The sequence below is a fragment of the Celerinatantimonas diazotrophica genome (assembly GCF_004339545.1).
In the GTDB taxonomy this organism is placed as follows: Bacteria; Pseudomonadota; Gammaproteobacteria; order Enterobacterales; family Celerinatantimonadaceae; genus Celerinatantimonas; species Celerinatantimonas diazotrophica.
Genome location: NZ_SMGD01000003.1, coordinates 56,782 through 74,072 on the forward strand (window position 1 = coordinate 56,782; position 17,291 = coordinate 74,072).

The 17,291-nt window shown below is 43.9% G+C and carries 20 protein-coding genes and 1 other RNA gene; 12 read left to right on the top strand and 9 right to left on the bottom strand.

Going from position 1 to position 17,291, the window contains the following annotated elements:
* Nucleotides 1–2: 2 nt before the first annotated feature.
* From mlaD to murA, 5 genes are read left to right on the top strand one after another with little or no spacing between them, the layout of a single operon-like run.
* Nucleotides 3–485: an outer membrane lipid asymmetry maintenance protein MlaD gene (mlaD, locus tag EV690_RS01585; protein ID WP_131911200.1), complete on the top strand. Its 483-nt coding sequence runs from the start codon at nt 3–5 to the stop codon at nt 483–485.
* Nucleotides 485–1,168, top strand: coding sequence for an MlaC/ttg2D family ABC transporter substrate-binding protein (locus tag EV690_RS01590; protein WP_131911201.1), 684 nt, complete (start codon nt 485–487; stop codon nt 1,166–1,168). Before mlaD ends, EV690_RS01590 begins: the two co-directional genes overlap by 1 nt.
* Nucleotides 1,161–1,469: an STAS domain-containing protein gene (locus tag EV690_RS01595; RefSeq protein WP_131911202.1), complete on the top strand. Its 309-nt coding sequence runs from the start codon at nt 1,161–1,163 to the stop codon at nt 1,467–1,469. The genes EV690_RS01590 and EV690_RS01595 overlap by 8 nt, the downstream gene beginning before the upstream one ends.
* A gap of 9 nt (nt 1,470–1,478) precedes the next feature.
* The gene (locus tag EV690_RS01600) at nt 1,479–1,736 is read left to right on the top strand and encodes a BolA family protein (RefSeq protein ID WP_131911203.1); all 258 of its coding nucleotides are present in this window, start codon (nt 1,479–1,481) and stop codon (nt 1,734–1,736) included.
* A 15-nt stretch (nt 1,737–1,751) separates the two neighbouring features.
* On the top strand, nt 1,752–3,011 hold the full coding sequence (gene murA / locus EV690_RS01605; protein ID WP_131911204.1) for a UDP-N-acetylglucosamine 1-carboxyvinyltransferase: 1,260 nt from the start codon (nt 1,752–1,754) through the stop codon (nt 3,009–3,011).
* Nucleotides 3,012–3,096: 85 nt separating this feature from the next.
* Here murA and degS read toward each other — a convergent pair whose 3' ends face one another.
* The 3 genes from degS to EV690_RS01620 all read right to left on the bottom strand — a co-directional run bounded on the left by degS (nt 3,097) and on the right by EV690_RS01620 (nt 6,426).
* Entirely contained in the window at nt 3,097–4,197 is a 1,101-nt protein-coding gene (gene degS / locus EV690_RS01610; protein WP_131911205.1) for an outer membrane-stress sensor serine endopeptidase DegS, read from the bottom strand.
* 133 nt (nt 4,198–4,330) lie between these two features.
* On the bottom strand, nt 4,331–5,710 hold the full coding sequence (locus EV690_RS01615; RefSeq protein ID WP_131911206.1) for a Do family serine endopeptidase: 1,380 nt from the start codon (nt 5,708–5,710) through the stop codon (nt 4,331–4,333).
* 287 nt (nt 5,711–5,997) lie between these two features.
* Nucleotides 5,998–6,426, bottom strand: a complete 429-nt coding sequence (locus tag EV690_RS01620) for a Z-ring associated ZapG family protein (RefSeq protein ID WP_131911207.1) — start codon at nt 6,424–6,426, stop codon at nt 5,998–6,000.
* A gap of 224 nt (nt 6,427–6,650) precedes the next feature.
* Between EV690_RS01620 and zapE the strand changes: the two genes are divergently transcribed.
* The 5 genes from zapE to sspB all read left to right on the top strand — a co-directional run bounded on the left by zapE (nt 6,651) and on the right by sspB (nt 10,158).
* Nucleotides 6,651–7,754, top strand: a complete 1,104-nt coding sequence (zapE, locus tag EV690_RS01625; RefSeq protein WP_131911208.1) for a cell division protein ZapE — start codon at nt 6,651–6,653, stop codon at nt 7,752–7,754.
* Nucleotides 7,755–7,974: 220 nt separating this feature from the next.
* Nucleotides 7,975–8,403 (top strand): 50S ribosomal protein L13, encoded by a 429-nt coding sequence (gene rplM / locus EV690_RS01630; RefSeq protein WP_131911209.1) that lies wholly within the window; start codon nt 7,975–7,977, stop codon nt 8,401–8,403.
* Between the two features lie 16 nt (nt 8,404–8,419).
* Complete coding sequence (rpsI, locus tag EV690_RS01635) at nt 8,420–8,812, top strand: 30S ribosomal protein S9 (protein ID WP_131911210.1); 393 nt, start codon at nt 8,420–8,422, stop codon at nt 8,810–8,812.
* A 229-nt stretch (nt 8,813–9,041) separates the two neighbouring features.
* Complete coding sequence (gene sspA / locus EV690_RS01640) at nt 9,042–9,677, top strand: stringent starvation protein SspA (protein ID WP_131911211.1); 636 nt, start codon at nt 9,042–9,044, stop codon at nt 9,675–9,677.
* Between the two features lies 1 nt (nt 9,678).
* Complete coding sequence (sspB, locus tag EV690_RS01645; RefSeq protein ID WP_224054978.1) at nt 9,679–10,158, top strand: ClpXP protease specificity-enhancing factor; 480 nt, start codon at nt 9,679–9,681, stop codon at nt 10,156–10,158.
* Nucleotides 10,159–10,206: 48 nt separating this feature from the next.
* On the opposite strand, the gene dolP is transcribed toward sspB, so the two are convergent.
* The 4 genes from dolP to EV690_RS01665 are packed head-to-tail and all read right to left on the bottom strand — an operon-like array spanning nt 10,207 to nt 13,595.
* Nucleotides 10,207–10,785 carry a division/outer membrane stress-associated lipid-binding lipoprotein gene (dolP, locus tag EV690_RS01650; RefSeq protein ID WP_224054979.1) on the bottom strand — a complete coding sequence of 193 codons (579 nt, stop codon included), beginning with the start codon at nt 10,783–10,785 and terminating at the stop codon, nt 10,207–10,209.
* 24 nt (nt 10,786–10,809) lie between these two features.
* Nucleotides 10,810–11,400: an SIS domain-containing protein gene (locus EV690_RS01655; RefSeq protein ID WP_131911212.1), complete on the bottom strand. Its 591-nt coding sequence runs from the start codon at nt 11,398–11,400 to the stop codon at nt 10,810–10,812.
* A 1-nt stretch (nt 11,401) separates the two neighbouring features.
* Nucleotides 11,402–11,797: a YraN family protein gene (locus EV690_RS01660; RefSeq protein ID WP_131911213.1), complete on the bottom strand. Its 396-nt coding sequence runs from the start codon at nt 11,795–11,797 to the stop codon at nt 11,402–11,404.
* A complete protein-coding gene (locus tag EV690_RS01665; protein ID WP_131911214.1) occupies nt 11,766–13,595 on the bottom strand; it encodes a penicillin-binding protein activator in 1,830 nt (609 codons plus the stop codon). Before EV690_RS01665 ends, EV690_RS01660 begins: the two co-directional genes overlap by 32 nt.
* A 161-nt stretch (nt 13,596–13,756) precedes the next feature.
* Here EV690_RS01665 and rsmI point away from each other — a divergent pair, with 161 nt between their 5' ends.
* Both rsmI and rnpB read left to right on the top strand, forming a co-directional pair.
* The gene (rsmI, locus tag EV690_RS01670; protein WP_131911215.1) at nt 13,757–14,596 is read left to right on the top strand and encodes a 16S rRNA (cytidine(1402)-2'-O)-methyltransferase; all 840 of its coding nucleotides are present in this window, start codon (nt 13,757–13,759) and stop codon (nt 14,594–14,596) included.
* 47 nt (nt 14,597–14,643) lie between these two features.
* Nucleotides 14,644–15,018: RNase P RNA component class A (rnpB, locus tag EV690_RS01675), an RNA gene on the top strand.
* Nucleotides 15,019–15,222: 204 nt separating this feature from the next.
* Here the strand turns inward: rnpB and fghA are convergent.
* Both fghA and EV690_RS01685 read right to left on the bottom strand, forming a co-directional pair.
* The gene (gene fghA / locus EV690_RS01680) at nt 15,223–16,074 is read right to left on the bottom strand and encodes an S-formylglutathione hydrolase (RefSeq protein WP_131911216.1); all 852 of its coding nucleotides are present in this window, start codon (nt 16,072–16,074) and stop codon (nt 15,223–15,225) included.
* A 75-nt stretch (nt 16,075–16,149) separates the two neighbouring features.
* Nucleotides 16,150–17,277, bottom strand: coding sequence for an S-(hydroxymethyl)glutathione dehydrogenase/class III alcohol dehydrogenase (locus EV690_RS01685; RefSeq protein ID WP_131911217.1), 1,128 nt, complete (start codon nt 17,275–17,277; stop codon nt 16,150–16,152).
* Nucleotides 17,278–17,291: the final 14 nt, after the last annotated feature.

A 17,291-nucleotide genomic window follows, 5' to 3' on the forward strand; every position in this document is an offset into this window, starting at 1 on the left:
TCATGAAAGTAGATAAAACAGAATTTGCCGTAGGCGTTTTTTTGCTCTTAGGGCTGCTCGCCATATTAGTATTGGCGTTGCGAATCGCTGACAATGATTTTGTCAGCGATGGGGATAGCTATGTTGTTTATGCTAACTTTGATAACATCGGTGGACTAAAAGTCCGCTCTCCAGTCAAAGTGGGGGGGGTTGTTGTGGGGCGTGTTGAAGCGATTAGTTTAAATCCGCAGACATTTGAACCCAAAGTGACGATTCGTTTGTACAAAAAATATGGTGATTTCCCAGCTAACAGTTCAGCTCGAATTCTGACCTCAGGGTTGCTGGGTGAACAATATATCAGTATTCGTCCTGGCTTTAATATGCCTGGTGAAAAACCGCAGGATCTTCATAATGGCAGTAGTATTAATGATACGAAATCAGCCATTATTCTCGAAGACCTGATTGGTCAATTCCTCTATTCCGCATCTTCAGGAAAAGGTAAATAATGAAAAAGATACCATTTATTGGATTAGCTGCACTGATTTTGTTGTTTTCAGCCGCATCGTATGCCATGCAGCCGGTAGCCAATACGCCGACTCAAAATCCATACAAAACAATGACATCTGTGGTAGAAAATACTTTTCCAAAACTGCAAAAATTAAACAGTGAAGGAAAGTTAAACGAAAATTCTGCTCGAGATATTATTATTAATAATGTCATGCCGTATATCGATTATCGTTATGCTGCATACATGGTGATCGGTCGTGACCTACCCAAAACGACCAGAGCTCAACGAGAAAAGTTTGTGAAGGCATTTTATACTTATCTTGTGAATACATATTCTCAGGCTTTGGGGAAATACGATCACCAGAAGATTGAAATTGCTCGTCCTCGTCCATTCAAGAACAAACAAATCATGGTTGTCCCAGCAAAAATTCTTCAACCGGATGGTCCCGCGATTCATCTCCAGTTTAAATTTCGTCATTTACAAGATAATAAAGGGTGGTTGGCTTTCGATATGATTGCCGAAGGGGTTAGTTTATTGTCGACGAATCAATCTGAAGTAGGGGGCCTTATCAATCAAAAAGGGATTGATGCGGTGACTCAAATGTTGGAAAACCGCCAGCTTAAATCTGATGCCAGTAAAACGATGGATCAGGCCCAAAGTAAGGCTGCGAACCATGGCTAATGGGTCTTTTGCTCGGATTGATGACCAGGTACTCGGTTTTACCGGGTGCTGGACAATGGCGACCGTCAGAGAGCTCTGGGAGCAATTATCTACAGAGTCATTTAATTGTGCTGACTTAGAAAAAATTGAACAAATTGACTCTGCTGGATTAGCCGCTATCATCACCGCCCTATTAAGTGGTCATGACAGTGAAGAGATTAATCTTCGTCATTGCCCTGAGTCAATCAAACCCTTGGTAACGCTCTATGGTTTTGAGCCTTACCTGATTCATTCATCCGAAACCGGTTTAACCGCGGAGTAACATAGCCTTATGCAACCGGAGCAGATTAAACAAATTTTGCAGACTGCCCTCGCTGTCGATGAGCTTCAAGTTAAAGGCGAGGATAGTCATTTTGAAGTTTTTGCGGTCGGCGAAATCTTTGACGGACTATCACGAGTCAAGAAGCAACAAATGATCTATGCACCATTAGCAGAATATATTGCTGATAACACTATTCATGCATTGACTATAAAAGCTTATACTCCAGCGGAGTGGGAAAAAGCTAAAAAGTTTGGTCAGCCCATTTAGCGCTTGAGGTATTTGATGGAAAAGTTTGTGATTCAAGGTGGTTGCCAGATCAATGGTGACGTCAACATTTCAGGTGCTAAAAATGCAGCTTTGCCGATTGTGTTTGCAACGTTGCTGAGTCAAAGTCGGATTATCATTGATAATGTGCCTCATCTGAAAGATATTTGCACCAGTTGTGAGATGTTAAAAGAGACGGGACGTCAGATTTGTTTTGACAATAACAAACTGATTGTTGAAGCCGGGGCAGCTACCTATTTTGAAGCACCTTATGAACTCGTCAAAACAATGCGCGCTTCCATTTTGGCTTTAGGGCCATTGTTGGCTCGCTATAGCCAAGCTCGAGTGTCTTTGCCTGGTGGATGTGCAATTGGTGCCCGGCCAGTCAACTTACATATTCAAGGACTTCAGCAGATGGGAGCGACCATTACTGTTGAAGATGGTTATATTAATGCCAGCATTGATGGTCGGTTAAAAGGGGCTCATATCCTGATGGATATTGTCAGTGTGACCGGCACTGAAAATCTGATGATGGCTGCAACTTTAGCTCAAGGACAGACGGTCATTGAGAATGCTGCTCGGGAACCAGAAGTGGTCGATTTAGCTGAGTTTCTGATTAACCTTGGCGCCGATATCCAGGGCGCGGGTAGCGATACGATTACTATTAATGGTGTTGAGTCCTTAAATGGGGGGTATTACAAAGTTCTCCCGGATCGTATCGAAACAGGCACCTTTTTGGTTGCTGCTGCTGTGACCGGGGGTTATGTTCGTTGCTTGAATGCCGCGCCATCCTGTTTGGAAGCAGTTATCTTAAAATTACGTGAAGCGGGAGCAGAGGTTACCACGGGTGATGACTGGATCGAATTAGATATGCGTGGTCGAAAACTAAAAGCGGTGAATATCAAAACTGCACCACACCCAGCGTTTCCAACTGATATGCAGGCGCAGTTTACCTTGCTGAATGTGATCGGAGAGGGCAGTGCTAGGGTAACAGAAACGATTTTTGAAAACCGCTTCATGCATGTCCCAGAGTTAATTCGAATGGGGGCAGAGATTGATTTAGAGGGCAATAGTGCCATTTGCCACCCCTGTGAGCGTTTGACAGGGGCTCAAGTGATGGCAACTGACTTGCGCGCATCGGCTAGCCTTGTTATCGCTGGATTGGTTGCCGAGCATGAAACCGTCGTTGAGCGTATTTATCATATTGACCGAGGTTATGAAAAAATTGAGAAAAAACTTGCAGGTCTCGGTGCTAAAATTGAACGTGTCGCTGAATAACTGGCAAACGCTGACTATGTTGTCGTAGTTAAGAAAAAGGAGCAGATATCTGCTCCTTTTTTTATAGCTGTGAGTGGGGATAAGCTTAATCAGAATGCCTAACTTCATTTACTTTGAGTTCAGCGACTTTTATATCTAATTTCTGTTGCTTATTATTGCGGACAATTGTCAGAGTGATGATTTTCCCCGGTTTCGTTTCTGCAACAAAATCCATAGCATCTTTCACCGATTTCACTGCGCGATTATCCATTTTTAAAATGACATCATTGGTTCGTAATCCGGCTTTACTGGCTGGGCCTTTTGGATCGACCTTTTCGACATAGAGGCCATGATTGTTTTTAATGTGAAGTTTTTTGAGTTCTTTGGGGTTCATATGGCGAATATTGATCGCATCAACACCCACATAGCCTCGCACGACTTTTCCATACCTGATTAAACTTTCTAGAATGCGTTTGGCTAATGGGTAAGGAATCGCAAAGCTTATTCCATAAGTTTCGCTATTGCGTCCTAGATGATAGGCGGCAGTATTGATGCCAACTAGCTGTCCTAAAGTATTCACCAACGCACCGCCTGAGTTGCCCCGATTAATTGCGGCGTCAGTTTGTAAAAAGTCTTGTCGTCCGCTCGCGCTCATGCCACTGCGCCCAGTTGCCGAAATAATGCCTTGAGTAACCGTTTGGCCCACATTGTATGGGTTGCCGATTGCTAGAACGACCTCGCCAACCTGAGTGTGTAATTGGTTCGACTGTGGAATGACGGGGAGGGCTGTAGTTCCTGCATCAATTTTTAAGACGGCTAAATCAGTGATGGCATCACTTCCAACCAACTCGGCGATAAAGACGCGGCCATCTTGTAATGCGACAATAATCTGATCCGCATTCGCGATTACATGCATGTTCGTGAGAATGTAACCTTGTTTATTCATAATCACCCCAGAGCCGAGCCCTTCACTGGTGACCGTTGGCGGTTTATTACTTAAGTGACTATCGCTAAAACTGCGTGTATAGATATTTACCACCGCCGGAGAGGCTAAACGCGCTGCTCTGGCAAAGCTCATTGGTTTTTCTTGAGGCTTATCAGCCCAGTGTAGTAATGAATTGCTTTTTTGGGTATTTGGTACGACAAATAAAAAAATGACGGCAATGGTCAGTCCCAACACAATGGATTTGGCTAGGTATTTGATCATGGATAGCAAGCCCTTGCTTTGGCAGAAAAAACTTCTTTAGAATAGCACGGCTTGATTTGCTCAAGCTATGTGCAAATAAAAAAGGGCTACATAAGTAGCCCTTTTCAGTAAACTGGCAAAGAAATCTGCTGATTTATTGATTCTGTTGCACAACGATGTAAAGCTGGGCATCGCCTCGTTTGATATTTAAGGCTAGAACATCTGGTTTACTTTTTAGAATGTTACGTAACTCACTGATGTTTTTAACCCGATGTTTATTTACACCTAGGATAATATCACCTTTTTTCAGACCAAACTGATCGGCTGAACTGTTGGGTTTAACTGAGGTGATTTCAACACCTTTCTCACCTTTTGTATCGGTATTAGTAAGCGTTGCACCAGAGAGCGCTGTACTAATATTATTGGCATTTATTTGAGAGCTTTTCGGTTTTTGTAATGTAGCTTTGACGTGTAGTTCATGGCCATCACGGATAATTCCTAGCTCAATGGTCGTACCCGAACCTCTGGTTGCCACGCGAGCCCTTAGTTCAGAGAAATTGTGAATGGGTTTGCCATCCAAAGAAACGATGATATCGCCAGGTTTTAATCCCGCTTTTGCAGCACCGGAGTGTGGCATGACCTGATTAACAAAAGCTCCATGTTGTATAGAACTTCCCATCGCTTGAGCCAGTTCCGGAGTTAAGTTACCTCCCGCAACACCAAGCATTCCGCGGCGAACTTCACCATATTTGATCAGCTGGTGGACAATGTTTTGGACCATATCTGATGGAATGGCAAATCCGATCCCGATATTCCCACCACCCGGTGCTAAAATAGCGGTGTTAATCCCAATGAGTTGACCTTTAAGGTTAACCAAAGCACCGCCGGAGTTCCCCTTGTTGATCGCAGCATCGGTTTGAATGAAGTTTTCATAACCTTCGATATTCAGGCCGCTTCGGCCTAAAGCACTCACGATCCCCGATGTAACTGTCTGTCCAAGCCCAAACGGGTTACCTAAAGCAATTGCAAAATCACCTACTTTCAGATCATCTGAGTTAGCCATTTTTACTTGGGTCAGATGTTTTGCTTTGATCTGCAATAAAGCAATATCTGACATAGGGTCAGCCCCAATCACTTTGGCTTTAAACTGACGGCCATCTTGCAGGGTAACTTCGATTTTGCTGGCGTCTTTGATGACGTGATTATTTGTGACTATATAACCTTTGTCAGCATTAATGATGACACCAGAACCTAGCCCTTTAAATGGCGTTTTATGTGGTCCTTGCATTTGCGGTGGTTGCTGACCAAAGAAAAACTGAAACAGTTCAGGAGCTTGGGCATTAGTGACCATTTCTCCATCAACTGAGATGCTTACAACTGCCGGTGAAACTTTTGCCACAATTGGGGCAAGACTTGGCATTTGCTGGTCTTCAACTGCTTTCGGTAATTGATGTGCCAATGCAACAGGGCTTGTGGATAAGCCTAAAGTCAGTGCCAGAGCAACGGGAACAAGACCCATGGTTAACTTCTTCATATCAAGAGAGCTCCTTTGTGAATAAACCATTGGAGTTATTTTATGGGGCCCAAAAATGCGAATTAAACGCATTTCTGAGCAAAATGACTCCTGATAGAGCTAGACAATTCATGTTATTTCTACAAACATCTCTTTAAGAGAGGTCTGAGAATTAAATTGCTAACTCTAACTCAATAATGATGTAGACGTTATCCTACCGAATTATCATCCTGAGCGAATTAGATTTACATAAAATGACCAAAGCTTTATTTTTCATACATTCCTTTGTTTTAATCTCCGCTGATCGCTTAGGTTGGGTCATTTTTTAAAATTCCCGAACGCTCATTGGTATAATCTTTCGGTGGAGCCGATGGGCTGCTCTCTTCAGTTTCGTCAATTTCCGCATCCAGTTGTGATTGAGTTGGGGGATAAAGGATCTTTTTATCCGGATCAAACATGGGAAAGTTTTGGCGTTGATCATCTAAAAGCTGGGTCGACTGTTCAGCCATATGCTGATAGATTTTTTGATACTGCTGCGCGAGTTCATCCAACATTTGAGCACTGCTTTGAAAATGTTCATTGACTTGTTTGCGGTAGGCCTTGAACTCGGCTTGGTTTTGTTCTAACTCTTTTTTGAGGGAGCTTTCATGTTTGTGGTTGTGTGTCAAAATTTGACTGATTAAAACCCCGATGATTACCCCCGCGGCAACCAGTATCAGGCTAGTCATTATATCCATAGCGCCACCTCATAGTATGTGTTTGTATTGCACAATTGATAGCTTTTCTGCACCTTACTTCTTTTTATAACACGGCCAGTCATCCATGATAAGGTCTTTAATTGTTGGCTGTAGCATTGCAATATGTTATTGCTGATATATGTGAGTTGTTTTATCTATCTAAGATAGCAATTAATATTTAACTATTCCTATTATTTAGTCTCTTTACAAGGTGTTATTGAACTGTGCTCTCCCCAAAGCAGCGTTATAAAAAAGATATCAGTGAACAAAAAATTGTATTTGATGCCGCGCAGATGCAAGTGGTTGATGAACTTGAGCGTGTTCATCGTGCTTTTTCGCAACCGAAGCCGGATTCACTCGTGCCCAAAACCCGTTGGTGGCAACGCTTTACGGCTAAAACAACTCTAAATGACCCGATTCGAGGTGTCTATTTATGGGGTGGCGTTGGGCGTGGTAAAACCTATTTAATGGATTTATTGGTTGCTAGTTTGCCAGCATCAGTGGTTCGACGACAGCATTTCTACCACTTTATGCAAGATATTCATCAGCAGTTAAAAATATATCAAGGTCAAACCGATCCACTTGAAAAAATTGCTGAGCAGATAGCCCAGCAGGTTCGTTTGATTTGTTTTGATGAATTTTTTGTCACCGATATTACGGATGCCATGTTGCTTGGCACGTTGTTTTCGGCACTTTTTAGGCGTGGTATATCACTGGTCGCTACATCAAATATTGTACCGGATGATCTTTATCATAATGGATTGCAGCGTAGTCGTTTTTTACCAGCGATAGCGCTCATTAAACGCCATTGCGAGGTGATTAATTTAGATGGGCCAACCGATTACAGACAAAATGTCATTCAAAGTGGTCATTGTTTTTATTGGCCTTTATCAGAGTCAGCGACAACCTCGCTCAACAAGATGTTTGAGCAGTTAACTCATACTCTGCCTAATCCACAAGAAATTGAAGTAAACCATCGTAAAGTGGCCTGTCGCGGCTGCTACAACGGGGTGTTATATAGTGATTTTTCTCGATTATGCCAAAGTGCTCGTTCTGCCAATGATTATATTGAACTAGCTCATCGTTTTCATACCGTTATCATTGGTGATATTCCACTTCTTAATGACGACCAGAGCGATGCCTTGCGCCGTTTTATCACGCTCGTTGATGAATTTTATGAACGGCATGTCATTATCGTGGCGAGTATGCAAGCCAGACCGCAAGATCTCTATGAAGGGCAACGACTGGCATTTGAATATCAGCGTTGTTGCTCTAGATTACAGCAGATGGACTCCCAAGAATATTTAGATCTTGAGCACTTACCATAAATTGAACTGACTCTGGGTATAACGGTGAAATTTTCTGCAAATTGGGGGTGATCTTTATAACTCCTTTGCCTATAATACGCATGCCCACGTTACCAGCTGCCAATAAGGTGGCGTAATAGTTTATACAGCAGCCATACTCGAAGGGGTAGCAGGCTAGCTTTTTTATGCTTGTTAAATGATTAGCAAGTTATTTGTAACAGTTTTTTTGGGTTATATACAAATGAAAACTTTTGTAGCAAAACCAGAATCGGTTAAACGTGAATGGTTCGTTGTTGACGCGGAAGGTAAAACGTTAGGTCGCCTAGCTACTGAAATCGCGACTCGTCTGCGTGGTAAACATAAACCGGAATATACTCCGCATGTTGATACTGGTGATTACATCATCGTGGTCAACGCAGAAAAAGTTGCCGTAACTGGTAACAAAGCGAAAAACAAAGTCTATCACTCGCACACTGGTTACCCAGGTGGGCTTAAATCAATTACTTTTGATAAATTAATTGATAAAGCACCTGAACGTGTTATCCAGTCAGCAGTGAAAGGTATGTTGCCAAAAGGTCCTCTGGGCCGTGCAATGTTCCGTAAACTGAAAGTATTCGCCGGTCCTGAGCATACCCATGCAGCTCAGCAACCACAGGTTTTAGACATTTAAGTTACGGAATTAGAAAATGGCTGAGAATCAATACTACGGCACAGGCCGTCGCAAAAGCTCAACTGCTCGAGTATTCTTGAAAGCAGGAAGCGGCAATATCACTATTAATAAACGTTCACTAGAAACTTATTTCGGTCGTGAAACAGCTCGGATGGTTGTTCGTCAACCACTTGAACTGACTGAATTACTGGAAAAAGTTGACTTGAACATCACTGTTGTTGGCGGTGGTACCTCTGGTCAAGCTGGCGCTATTCGTCACGGGATCACTCGTGCACTCATGCAATACGACGAAAGTCTGCGTGGTGATCTGCGTAAAGCAGGTTATGTTACTCGTGATGCTCGTAAAGTTGAACGTAAGAAAGTTGGTTTGCACAAAGCGCGTAAACGTCCACAATACTCAAAACGTTAATTGTCAAATTAACTGGTATTGTGATGAAAAAGCCCGGTGTATTGCCGGGCTTTATTATTTGATCTGTATCTTGTCCTAGACAGGGGGCTAAATTTCCCCCAAGAGTCGCGAAATTTGATACAATCTTATGCTGATATCTCTATAGCTGACTAAATATCAATGAGTTGACATTATAATTAGTCTGTAGAGTCTGAATAATATTCGCTAAATGAAGGTTTTGGAGGGTTCAATGGCTATTGCTGCCAATAAGCGCTCAGTGATGACACTGTTTTCGGGTGCCAACGATTTATATAGTCACCAAGTTCGAATTGTTTTGGCCGAAAAAGGCGTGAGTGTTGAGATCCATCAGGTATCCCCCGATGTGTTGCCTGAAGATTTAATCGAGTTGAACCCATATAACAGTGTTCCGACACTGGTGGATCGTGAGTTGGTTTTATACCAAGCTCAGATTATTATGGAATATTTAGATGAGCGGTTTCCTCATCCGCCATTGATGCCTGTATATCCTGTATCTCGTGGCTCTAGCCGGCTGATGATGTACCGGATCGAAAACGACTGGTATTCACTGGCTAAACGCATTATGGATGGGGATAATATTCAGCAAGCTCGTCAAGAACTTAAAGAAAGCCTATTAGCACTAGGTCCGGTCTTTGCTGAATACCCATACTTTATGAGCGAAGAATTTACTTTAGTGGATTGCTATATGGCACCACTATTATGGCGTTTGCCGGAGCTTGGTATCGAGCTAACTGGTTCTGGCGCTAAATCTGTCAAAGCGTATATGTTGCGTGTATTTGAACGGGATTCGTTTCAGGCTTCATTGACTGAAGTTGAGCGTGAGTTGCGTACTGGTCCATTAAACTAATATGAATGATATGACTCCTAACCGTCCTTATTTACTCAGAGCCTTTTTTGACTGGCTACTGGATAATCAGCTGACGCCTCATTTGGTAGTTGATGCAACCTATTTTGGGGTTGAAGTGCCTCAACAATTTGTACAAAACGGGCAGATTGTTTTGAATATTTCACCGAATGCTGTGGGGCAGTTTAATATGGGAATGGAAGATGTGAGTTTTAATGCTCGCTTTGGCGGAGTCCCTTTCCAAGTTTATATCCCTATGGGGGCTGTTCTGGCAATTTATGCGCGTGAAAATGGTGCTGGAACAATGTTTGAACCTGACCCATATTATGATCAGCAAGGTGAAGATGGTGCTTCCAAAGCACATGAGCCAGCGCTGCGCCCTGTAGATGAAGAAGTTGTCGCTGAATCAGATGAAGAAAATGATGATGAACCGCCAACTCCTCCCAAAGGTAAAGGGCGACCCTCACTTCGTGTGATTAAATAGCAATCATGAAAGCCCGCTTATAGCGGGCTATTTGTTGTCTATCATATGCTATTTAGATGGCTTAATAATTTTAAAGAATTTGATTACGCGACTGACACCACTGACATAGCGCGCTTCATTCACCGCTATGTTCGCTTGTTTTTCAGTGACCACTCCGACTAAAAATACTTCACTATTTTCAGTGATCACTTTAATTCTTCCTGGTGGAATTTTATTGGCATACAACCGCGCTTTGACTTTAGTCGTAATCCAAGTGTCTCGGGCTTCAGTAGAGACTGATATGGGTTGTCCCAGTCGAACTTCATTCAGAACTTTTCTCACACCATCTACGTTTTTGACAATCTCAGTGATCTGATTGCGCATTTGTGGTGTTGGCGTTTGGCCAATCATTAACACTTGCCCATCAAGTACAACAGGGGATAAATTGCTGTCTTCCCATAGTTTTTTATGGGTTCCAAGTGCGTGAGTGACACGTAGTGATACAGTTTGATCATCAATCTGGGTGCCCACAGTTCGATTATCCATCGCAGAATCAGTGGCAACTCCGGCACCGACGGCAATAACTCCAGCCGCGCATCCTTGCAACATCAATGTTACTGCCAAAGCAACGGGAAGCATTTTACGCATGTTGAATTACCTTTATTATGAGTCTTAGCTATCTTGACGAGGAAACAGCATATGGTCAACCAAATCACACATACTGTTGAGAGTCAGATGATGCACTTCAAAAATTCGCACACTTCGGTCTGACGGGACTCGAATCTCGACGTCTTGTTGGCTGAGTAAGCCCGCCATTTCACCACCATCTTTGCCAGATAACGCAATGATGGTCATATCGCGGTTTACTGCAGCTTCCAGTGCTTTGGTTAGATTACGGGCATTACCATCATCGGTAATGGCGACTAAAACATCTCCGGCTTGCCCCAAAGCTCTAATCTGTTTTGCATAGATATCATCCATGACTCCGTCGCCAGCGATGGCACCAATCAAAGCTTGATCTGCACATAATGATAATGCGGGTAGGCTTGGACGCTCAGCTTCAAACCGGTTTACCAACTGACAGGTTAAAAGATGGGCTAAACTGGCTGCAATACCATTGCCACAGGTCAGAATTTTGTTTCCATTTAACAGGCTGTGCGCAATAGTAGTTGCGCCTTTTTCAATACTATCTGGCAGTGCTTCAGCTGCAGCTATTTTTGTCTGAATACTTTCGCGAAAAATCTCTTTGATACGCTCTTGCATACTACTCCCCAAACGCATTTTTTAACCAGTGGATTTGCTCCGCTTGCTCGATCGCTATAATATCAAATCGAACTGCTAGTTGGGTGGGATTTATTTGCTGCTGGTTCAAATAACAGTAGGCGCTATGACGCAATTTTTGCTGTTTGGCTGCATCTACGCTGGCAAGAGCACCACCATAACGACGATTTTTGCGCATCCGGACTTCAACAAAAACTAACACGTCTTTGTCTTGCGCGATAATATCGATTTCACCGCCTTTGCAGTAATAATTTCGCCTGATAATTTTTAATCCTTGCGCTTGCAAATAATGGCAGGCTAAATCTTCTCCCTGCTGACCTCGAACCCGGGTCGTCTGCGTTTTAGGATTATTGTTCGTAAACAGATTCCAGATGGCCATCCTGATAACTGCTCCATACTAGCTGGCGATGAATCGTTCCATTTTCTGTCACACTTAAAATCCCTGTAAGTCCTTGCAGATGATAATCTTTAAAGCCCCGCATTTGGGCAAGGTGTGGCAGAATTTTATAAGCATCATAACCTATCGCATATAAACTTTTATCAGTATCCGTTGCATGTGGCCAGAGTTTTGCGAACCGCTGGGCATTGTCACTGACTTTATCTAATAACCATGGCATTTCGGTGACACTCATACCGTTAAGTTCATTATTATTGACCCCTTCTTGATGGCTACGCGAACTACCAAAAAGTTGCAGAGGTTTGGCAAATGGACTGATTGTGACACTAATAAAGGGAACGATAAGCTTAGTATCAATATTATTGGCCACAATATAGACACTATTCGAGTCACGTCTCGAACGGACTTCTGTTTTTAAATCTTGCCCCAGCAATGCCTTGATTCGATTAATACGCTGTGCACTTTGGGTAGTCAGAAGCATGCGTTTAACCGCATTTTGTAAGTCATTGCGGCCATGATAGAAAGTGATATCAGGCATATCTTTATGATTTTTCTGCCACGTTAGGCTAAAACTGTCCGCCATTCGCTTCCCAATGTCATTATCAGGTACGAGTAATAATGGGTGGATTGCACCTAAATTGCTCATTTGAATCGCTGCCTGTACAGCTTCTGTTTCTGGATCGAGTGACAGACTATAACGCTTAGCACGGTCATTATTATCTGCGTTGACATCATCAAGGTTATTCAGGGCTAGCCAAGGCTTGTTTAGATCCAATTTAGCGTATTCACGAACATTGCTCTTTAGTAACGGACCAATAATAAAATCACTATTGAGTGCCGTAATTTTATGACCGATCGTTGCCATGCTTTGGCTGTTCGTATCAATAAAATCGAGTTGTACATTCCCTCGGTCTAAGTCGCTGTAGGCTGCTAAGAGTCCGTCGCGTACCCATTGACCACTTTGAGCAAAGTGGCCAGAAAGTGGCAGCAGAACTGCAATTTTCTTAGGTTGATATAAGCTACGTTGAAGCGCTTTACTTAAGCTGCCTTGAATGAAATTAGCAGCTGGGTTATTTGGGTAGGTTTGTTTCCATTGGTTGAGCCGATCAAGTAATTGCTGAGGGCTTTTCACTGGCTCATTACTGATCGCAATGAGTTCTAAATAGCCGTTAAGCATATCCTGTCCGGGCTGTTCATAGCTGCGTAATTTAAAGCTACTTAATGGCTTCAGTAGTTGCCAAATATGATGACGATTATTGTTGACTTGCTGCTGGGGTAAATAAGGTTCTAATTTAATCAGTGCATTAGCTGCATTGATGGGCTGATGTTGAGATTCATAAAGTTGGGCCAATTGTTGATAGGCGCTTTTGTAATAGTCCTTAGGCAACGACTGCTCATCGCTCGGAAATTGCAGCCACTTGATAGCTTGTAGAGGATGATGATTAAGCTGTGCTGCATAAGCTGAGACTAATCGCCAAGCCGCTTTTTGTCGGGCGGAGTGAGCTTTAAGGTGGAGTGTTTCGAGTAATTGTTGTCCCTGACCCATTTGTCCATTTTGAATATACGCTTTAGCCGCCAGTAACTGCCAGTCAAAAATTAAAGGGCCTTGGACGGCTTTAGCCTGCGCGAGATAATCTGTCGCATCGTACTGCGCCCATTGAGTAATCGATGGTGGATGCTGAGCGGTTAGCTTGGGCGCAATGCCATTGGAGCTACAGGCGGTCAGTAGCAATAAGCCAAGCGTAGGAATTAAAATGCGCCAATACGACATAGTTTTCATGAACAAAATGACCTGCTGTAGCTAAATAGAGATAAATACAGGTGATATCTTAAAAGTCTAGCGCCAAATAATCCAGCGACCATCGACAATCAACATTAGTCATTGAGCTTGCCAGTGCTTTTCTTTACAGTTGCAACATCTTGATTAAGGAGCGAAGAATAATGGCTGAGCAAGGCTCGTTATATGTAGTGGCAACGCCGATTGGTAACCTAGCTGATATATCGCAAAGAGCGTTGACAACCCTCGCCGAGGTCGATTTTATCTGTGCTGAAGATACGCGCAATACGGGGCGACTGTTACGACATTTTGATATTGCGACACCGTGCATTGCTTTTCATGACCATAATGAACAACAAAAGGCAGCCGCAATGGTTGAGCGACTTGTTGCAGGGCAAAATCTGGCATTGGTTTCGGATGCGGGCACGCCTTTAATTAATGATCCCGGCTATCGATTGGTAAACCTCTGCCGGAGCTCTGATATTCAAGTGATTCCTGTTCCGGGGGCTTGTGCTGCAATTACTGCGTTGTCTGCTGCTGGTTTGCCTACTGATCGGTTTCACTATGAAGGTTTTTTTCCAGCTAAATCGCATGCGCGTAAGCAAACTCTTGAGGCATTAAAAGAACAGTCCGCTACGTTAGTTTTTTATGAATCTCCTCATCGGATTGTCGACACTCTCAGTGATATTATCGAGGTGCTCGGGGCTGATCGGCAGTTGGTATTGGCTCGCGAGTTAACCAAAACATTCGAGACTTTTGCGAGTAAAAGTGCGGGTGATATGTTGGCTTGGGTCAAAAGTGACAGTGACCAGCAAAAAGGCGAAATCGTATTAATGATCGCAGGATTTGTAAAAGATCCTGATGCCATCTCTGGTGAGGCTAGGCAGACGCTAAGTTTGTTAAGCCAAGAGTTACCACTTAAAAAGGCGGCAGCGCTAACAGCACAAATTTATCAGTTGAAAAAGAATATGCTCTATAAATTAGGGTTGGAGATGGGGTTGTAGGCGAACTTTGCTTGACTCTTGTGCCTCCATCCCCTATGCTGCGCCGCGGAGTTGGCCAGACAATCGCCGCTTTGTCGTTGTGTCCTTGGTTGGGCAGACGGGCAAAGGGGAGGAAAGTCCGGGCTCCATAGGGCAGGGTGCCAGGTAACGCCTGGGAAGCGAAAGCTTACGACAAGTGCAACAGAGAGCAAACCGCCGATGGCCTTCGGGCACAGGTAAGGGTGAAAGGGTGCGGTAAGAGCGCACCGCGTGGCAGGTAACTGTTCATGGCATGGTAAACTCCACCCGGAGCAAGGCCAAATAGGCCCCCGTACGGCGCGGCCCGCGTTGGGGGCGGGTAGGCTGCTTGAGCCATCGGGCGACTGATGGCCTAGAGGAATGGTTGTCCACGACAGAACCCGGCTTATCGGCCAACTCCCTCTCCCTTCTTTAACCAGCCTTAGCGGTGGGGTTATCTACAATGGCTGGTAAACGTGACGAATAGTCATTTCAGCATTCATAGTTATATTTTGACTTGCCTAATAGATTGACTAATCAGACACACAGTTTTGATGTTCGAGGCAACGAAAAGAGAGGACAGCTGCCATGATGTGAGCAGCTGTTGCTGAATATTGGAAGTGAATTGTTTATAAAGACTCACTTAAATGATGAGCATGGAACTTAAGATGTTCTCCGATAAAAGTCTGGATGAAAAAATAACTGTGATCATATCCCGGTTGCATGCGCAAAGTAACTGGGAGCTGTTTTTGTAATGCAACGGATTGTAGTATTTCAGGTTTGAGCTGTTCTTCCAGAAAGTTATCTGCATCGCCTTGATCAATAAGAATCGGACGTTTCAATGACCATGCTTTAAGCAGCTCTGTCGCATCATATTCTGACCAACTGGATTTATCTTCACCTAAATAATGGCGAAAGGCTTTTTGTCCCCAAGGAACAATACTGGGATGGCAAATAGGGCTAAACGCTGAAATAGACACATATTGATCCTGGTTTTTAAGACCAATGGTCAATGCGCCATGCCCCCCCATACTATGCCCTGAAATGGCTTTACGCGATGTGACCGGAAAATTTTTTTCAATCAGCTTGGGAAGCTCATTAGTGATATACGAATACATTTGGTAATGTTTTTTCCAAGGTTCTTGAGTCGCATTGAGATAAAATCCAGCTCCTAGACCGAAGTCATAACTGCCCTGTGGATCGTCTGGAACCGAGTCGCCTCGAGGGCTGGTATCTGGTGCGACAATAGCGATGCCCAACTCGGCTGCTTTGCGAAATGCGCCAGCCTTTTGCATGAAGTTTTCATCAGTACAGGTGAGACCTGACAGCCAATATAATACCGGAACTGGTGTGGTATCCGTTGCATTCAAAGGGAGAAAAATACTAAAGCGCATGGGGCAGTTCAGTATCTTAGAGTCATGTCGGTATTGTTTGTGCCAACCGCCAAATACTTTTGATTGACTGACATGTGATAAATCCATAAGAGCTTCCTCGGGGATTTGGAAATACAAAACGATAGTCTCCAGAGCTGCATAGCGAGCAGCTCTGGAAGTGAATTAAAAATGAATAACCGAGCGAATACTTTCTCCCTTGTGCATTAGCTCAAATGCATCGTTAATATCATCTAAGCTCATGGTATGAGTGATAAACTCTTGTAAGCCAAACTCACCAGCCAGATATTGTTCGACGATGCCTGGTAGTTGTGAACGCCCCTTCACTCCGCCAAACGCACTGCCACGCCAAACCCGGCCTGTGACCAGTTGGAATGGCCGAGTCGAAATTTCTTGCCCAGCTCCCGCCACACCAATGATCACGGATTCTCCCCAGCCTTTATGGCAGCATTCCAATGCTTGGCGCATCACATTGACATTGCCAATACACTCAAAGGAGAATTCAACGCCACCATCGGTCATATCGATAATGACTTCTTGAATTGGTTTATCGAATTTTTGTGGGTTAATGACATCTGTTGCTCCCAATTGTTTGGCAAGCTCGAATTTAGACTCATTGATATCAATACCGATAATACGTCCGGCACCTGCCATTCTTGCACCGATAACAGCCGACAAGCCAATGCCACCCAGTCCGAAAATTGCGACATTGTCACCTTTTTGAACTTTGGCGGTATTGATGACCGCTCCCATGCCTGTTGTGACGCCGCAGCCCAGCAGACAAACTTCTTCTAATGGTGCTGTTTTATTGACTTTTGCCAGAGAAATTTCTGGCAAGACTGTGTATTCGGAGAATGTGGAGCATCCCATGTAGTGGTAAATCGGCTCGCCATCTTTGTAAAAACGTGTGGTTCCATCTGGCATCAGGCCTTTCCCTTGCGTTTCGCGCACGGCAGAACAAAGGTTTGTTTTACCTGATTTACAAAATTTGCATTCGCCGCACTCAGCGGTATAAAGGGGAATGACGTGATCGCCCACTTCGACACTGGTAACACCTTCACCAACCATCTCGACAATGCCGCCACCTTCATGGCCCAAAATGGCCGGGAATACGCCTTCTGGATCATCGCCTGAGAGGGTGAAGGCATCCGTATGGCAAACTCCGGAAGCCACGATACGAATGAGTACTTCACCTTTACGTGGCAACATGACATCAACTTCTTCAACTTTGAGAGGTTGATTGGGTCCCCAAGCAACCGCTGCTCGGGATTTAATAAACTTATCTTGTGGCATGTGCGCTTCCTCTT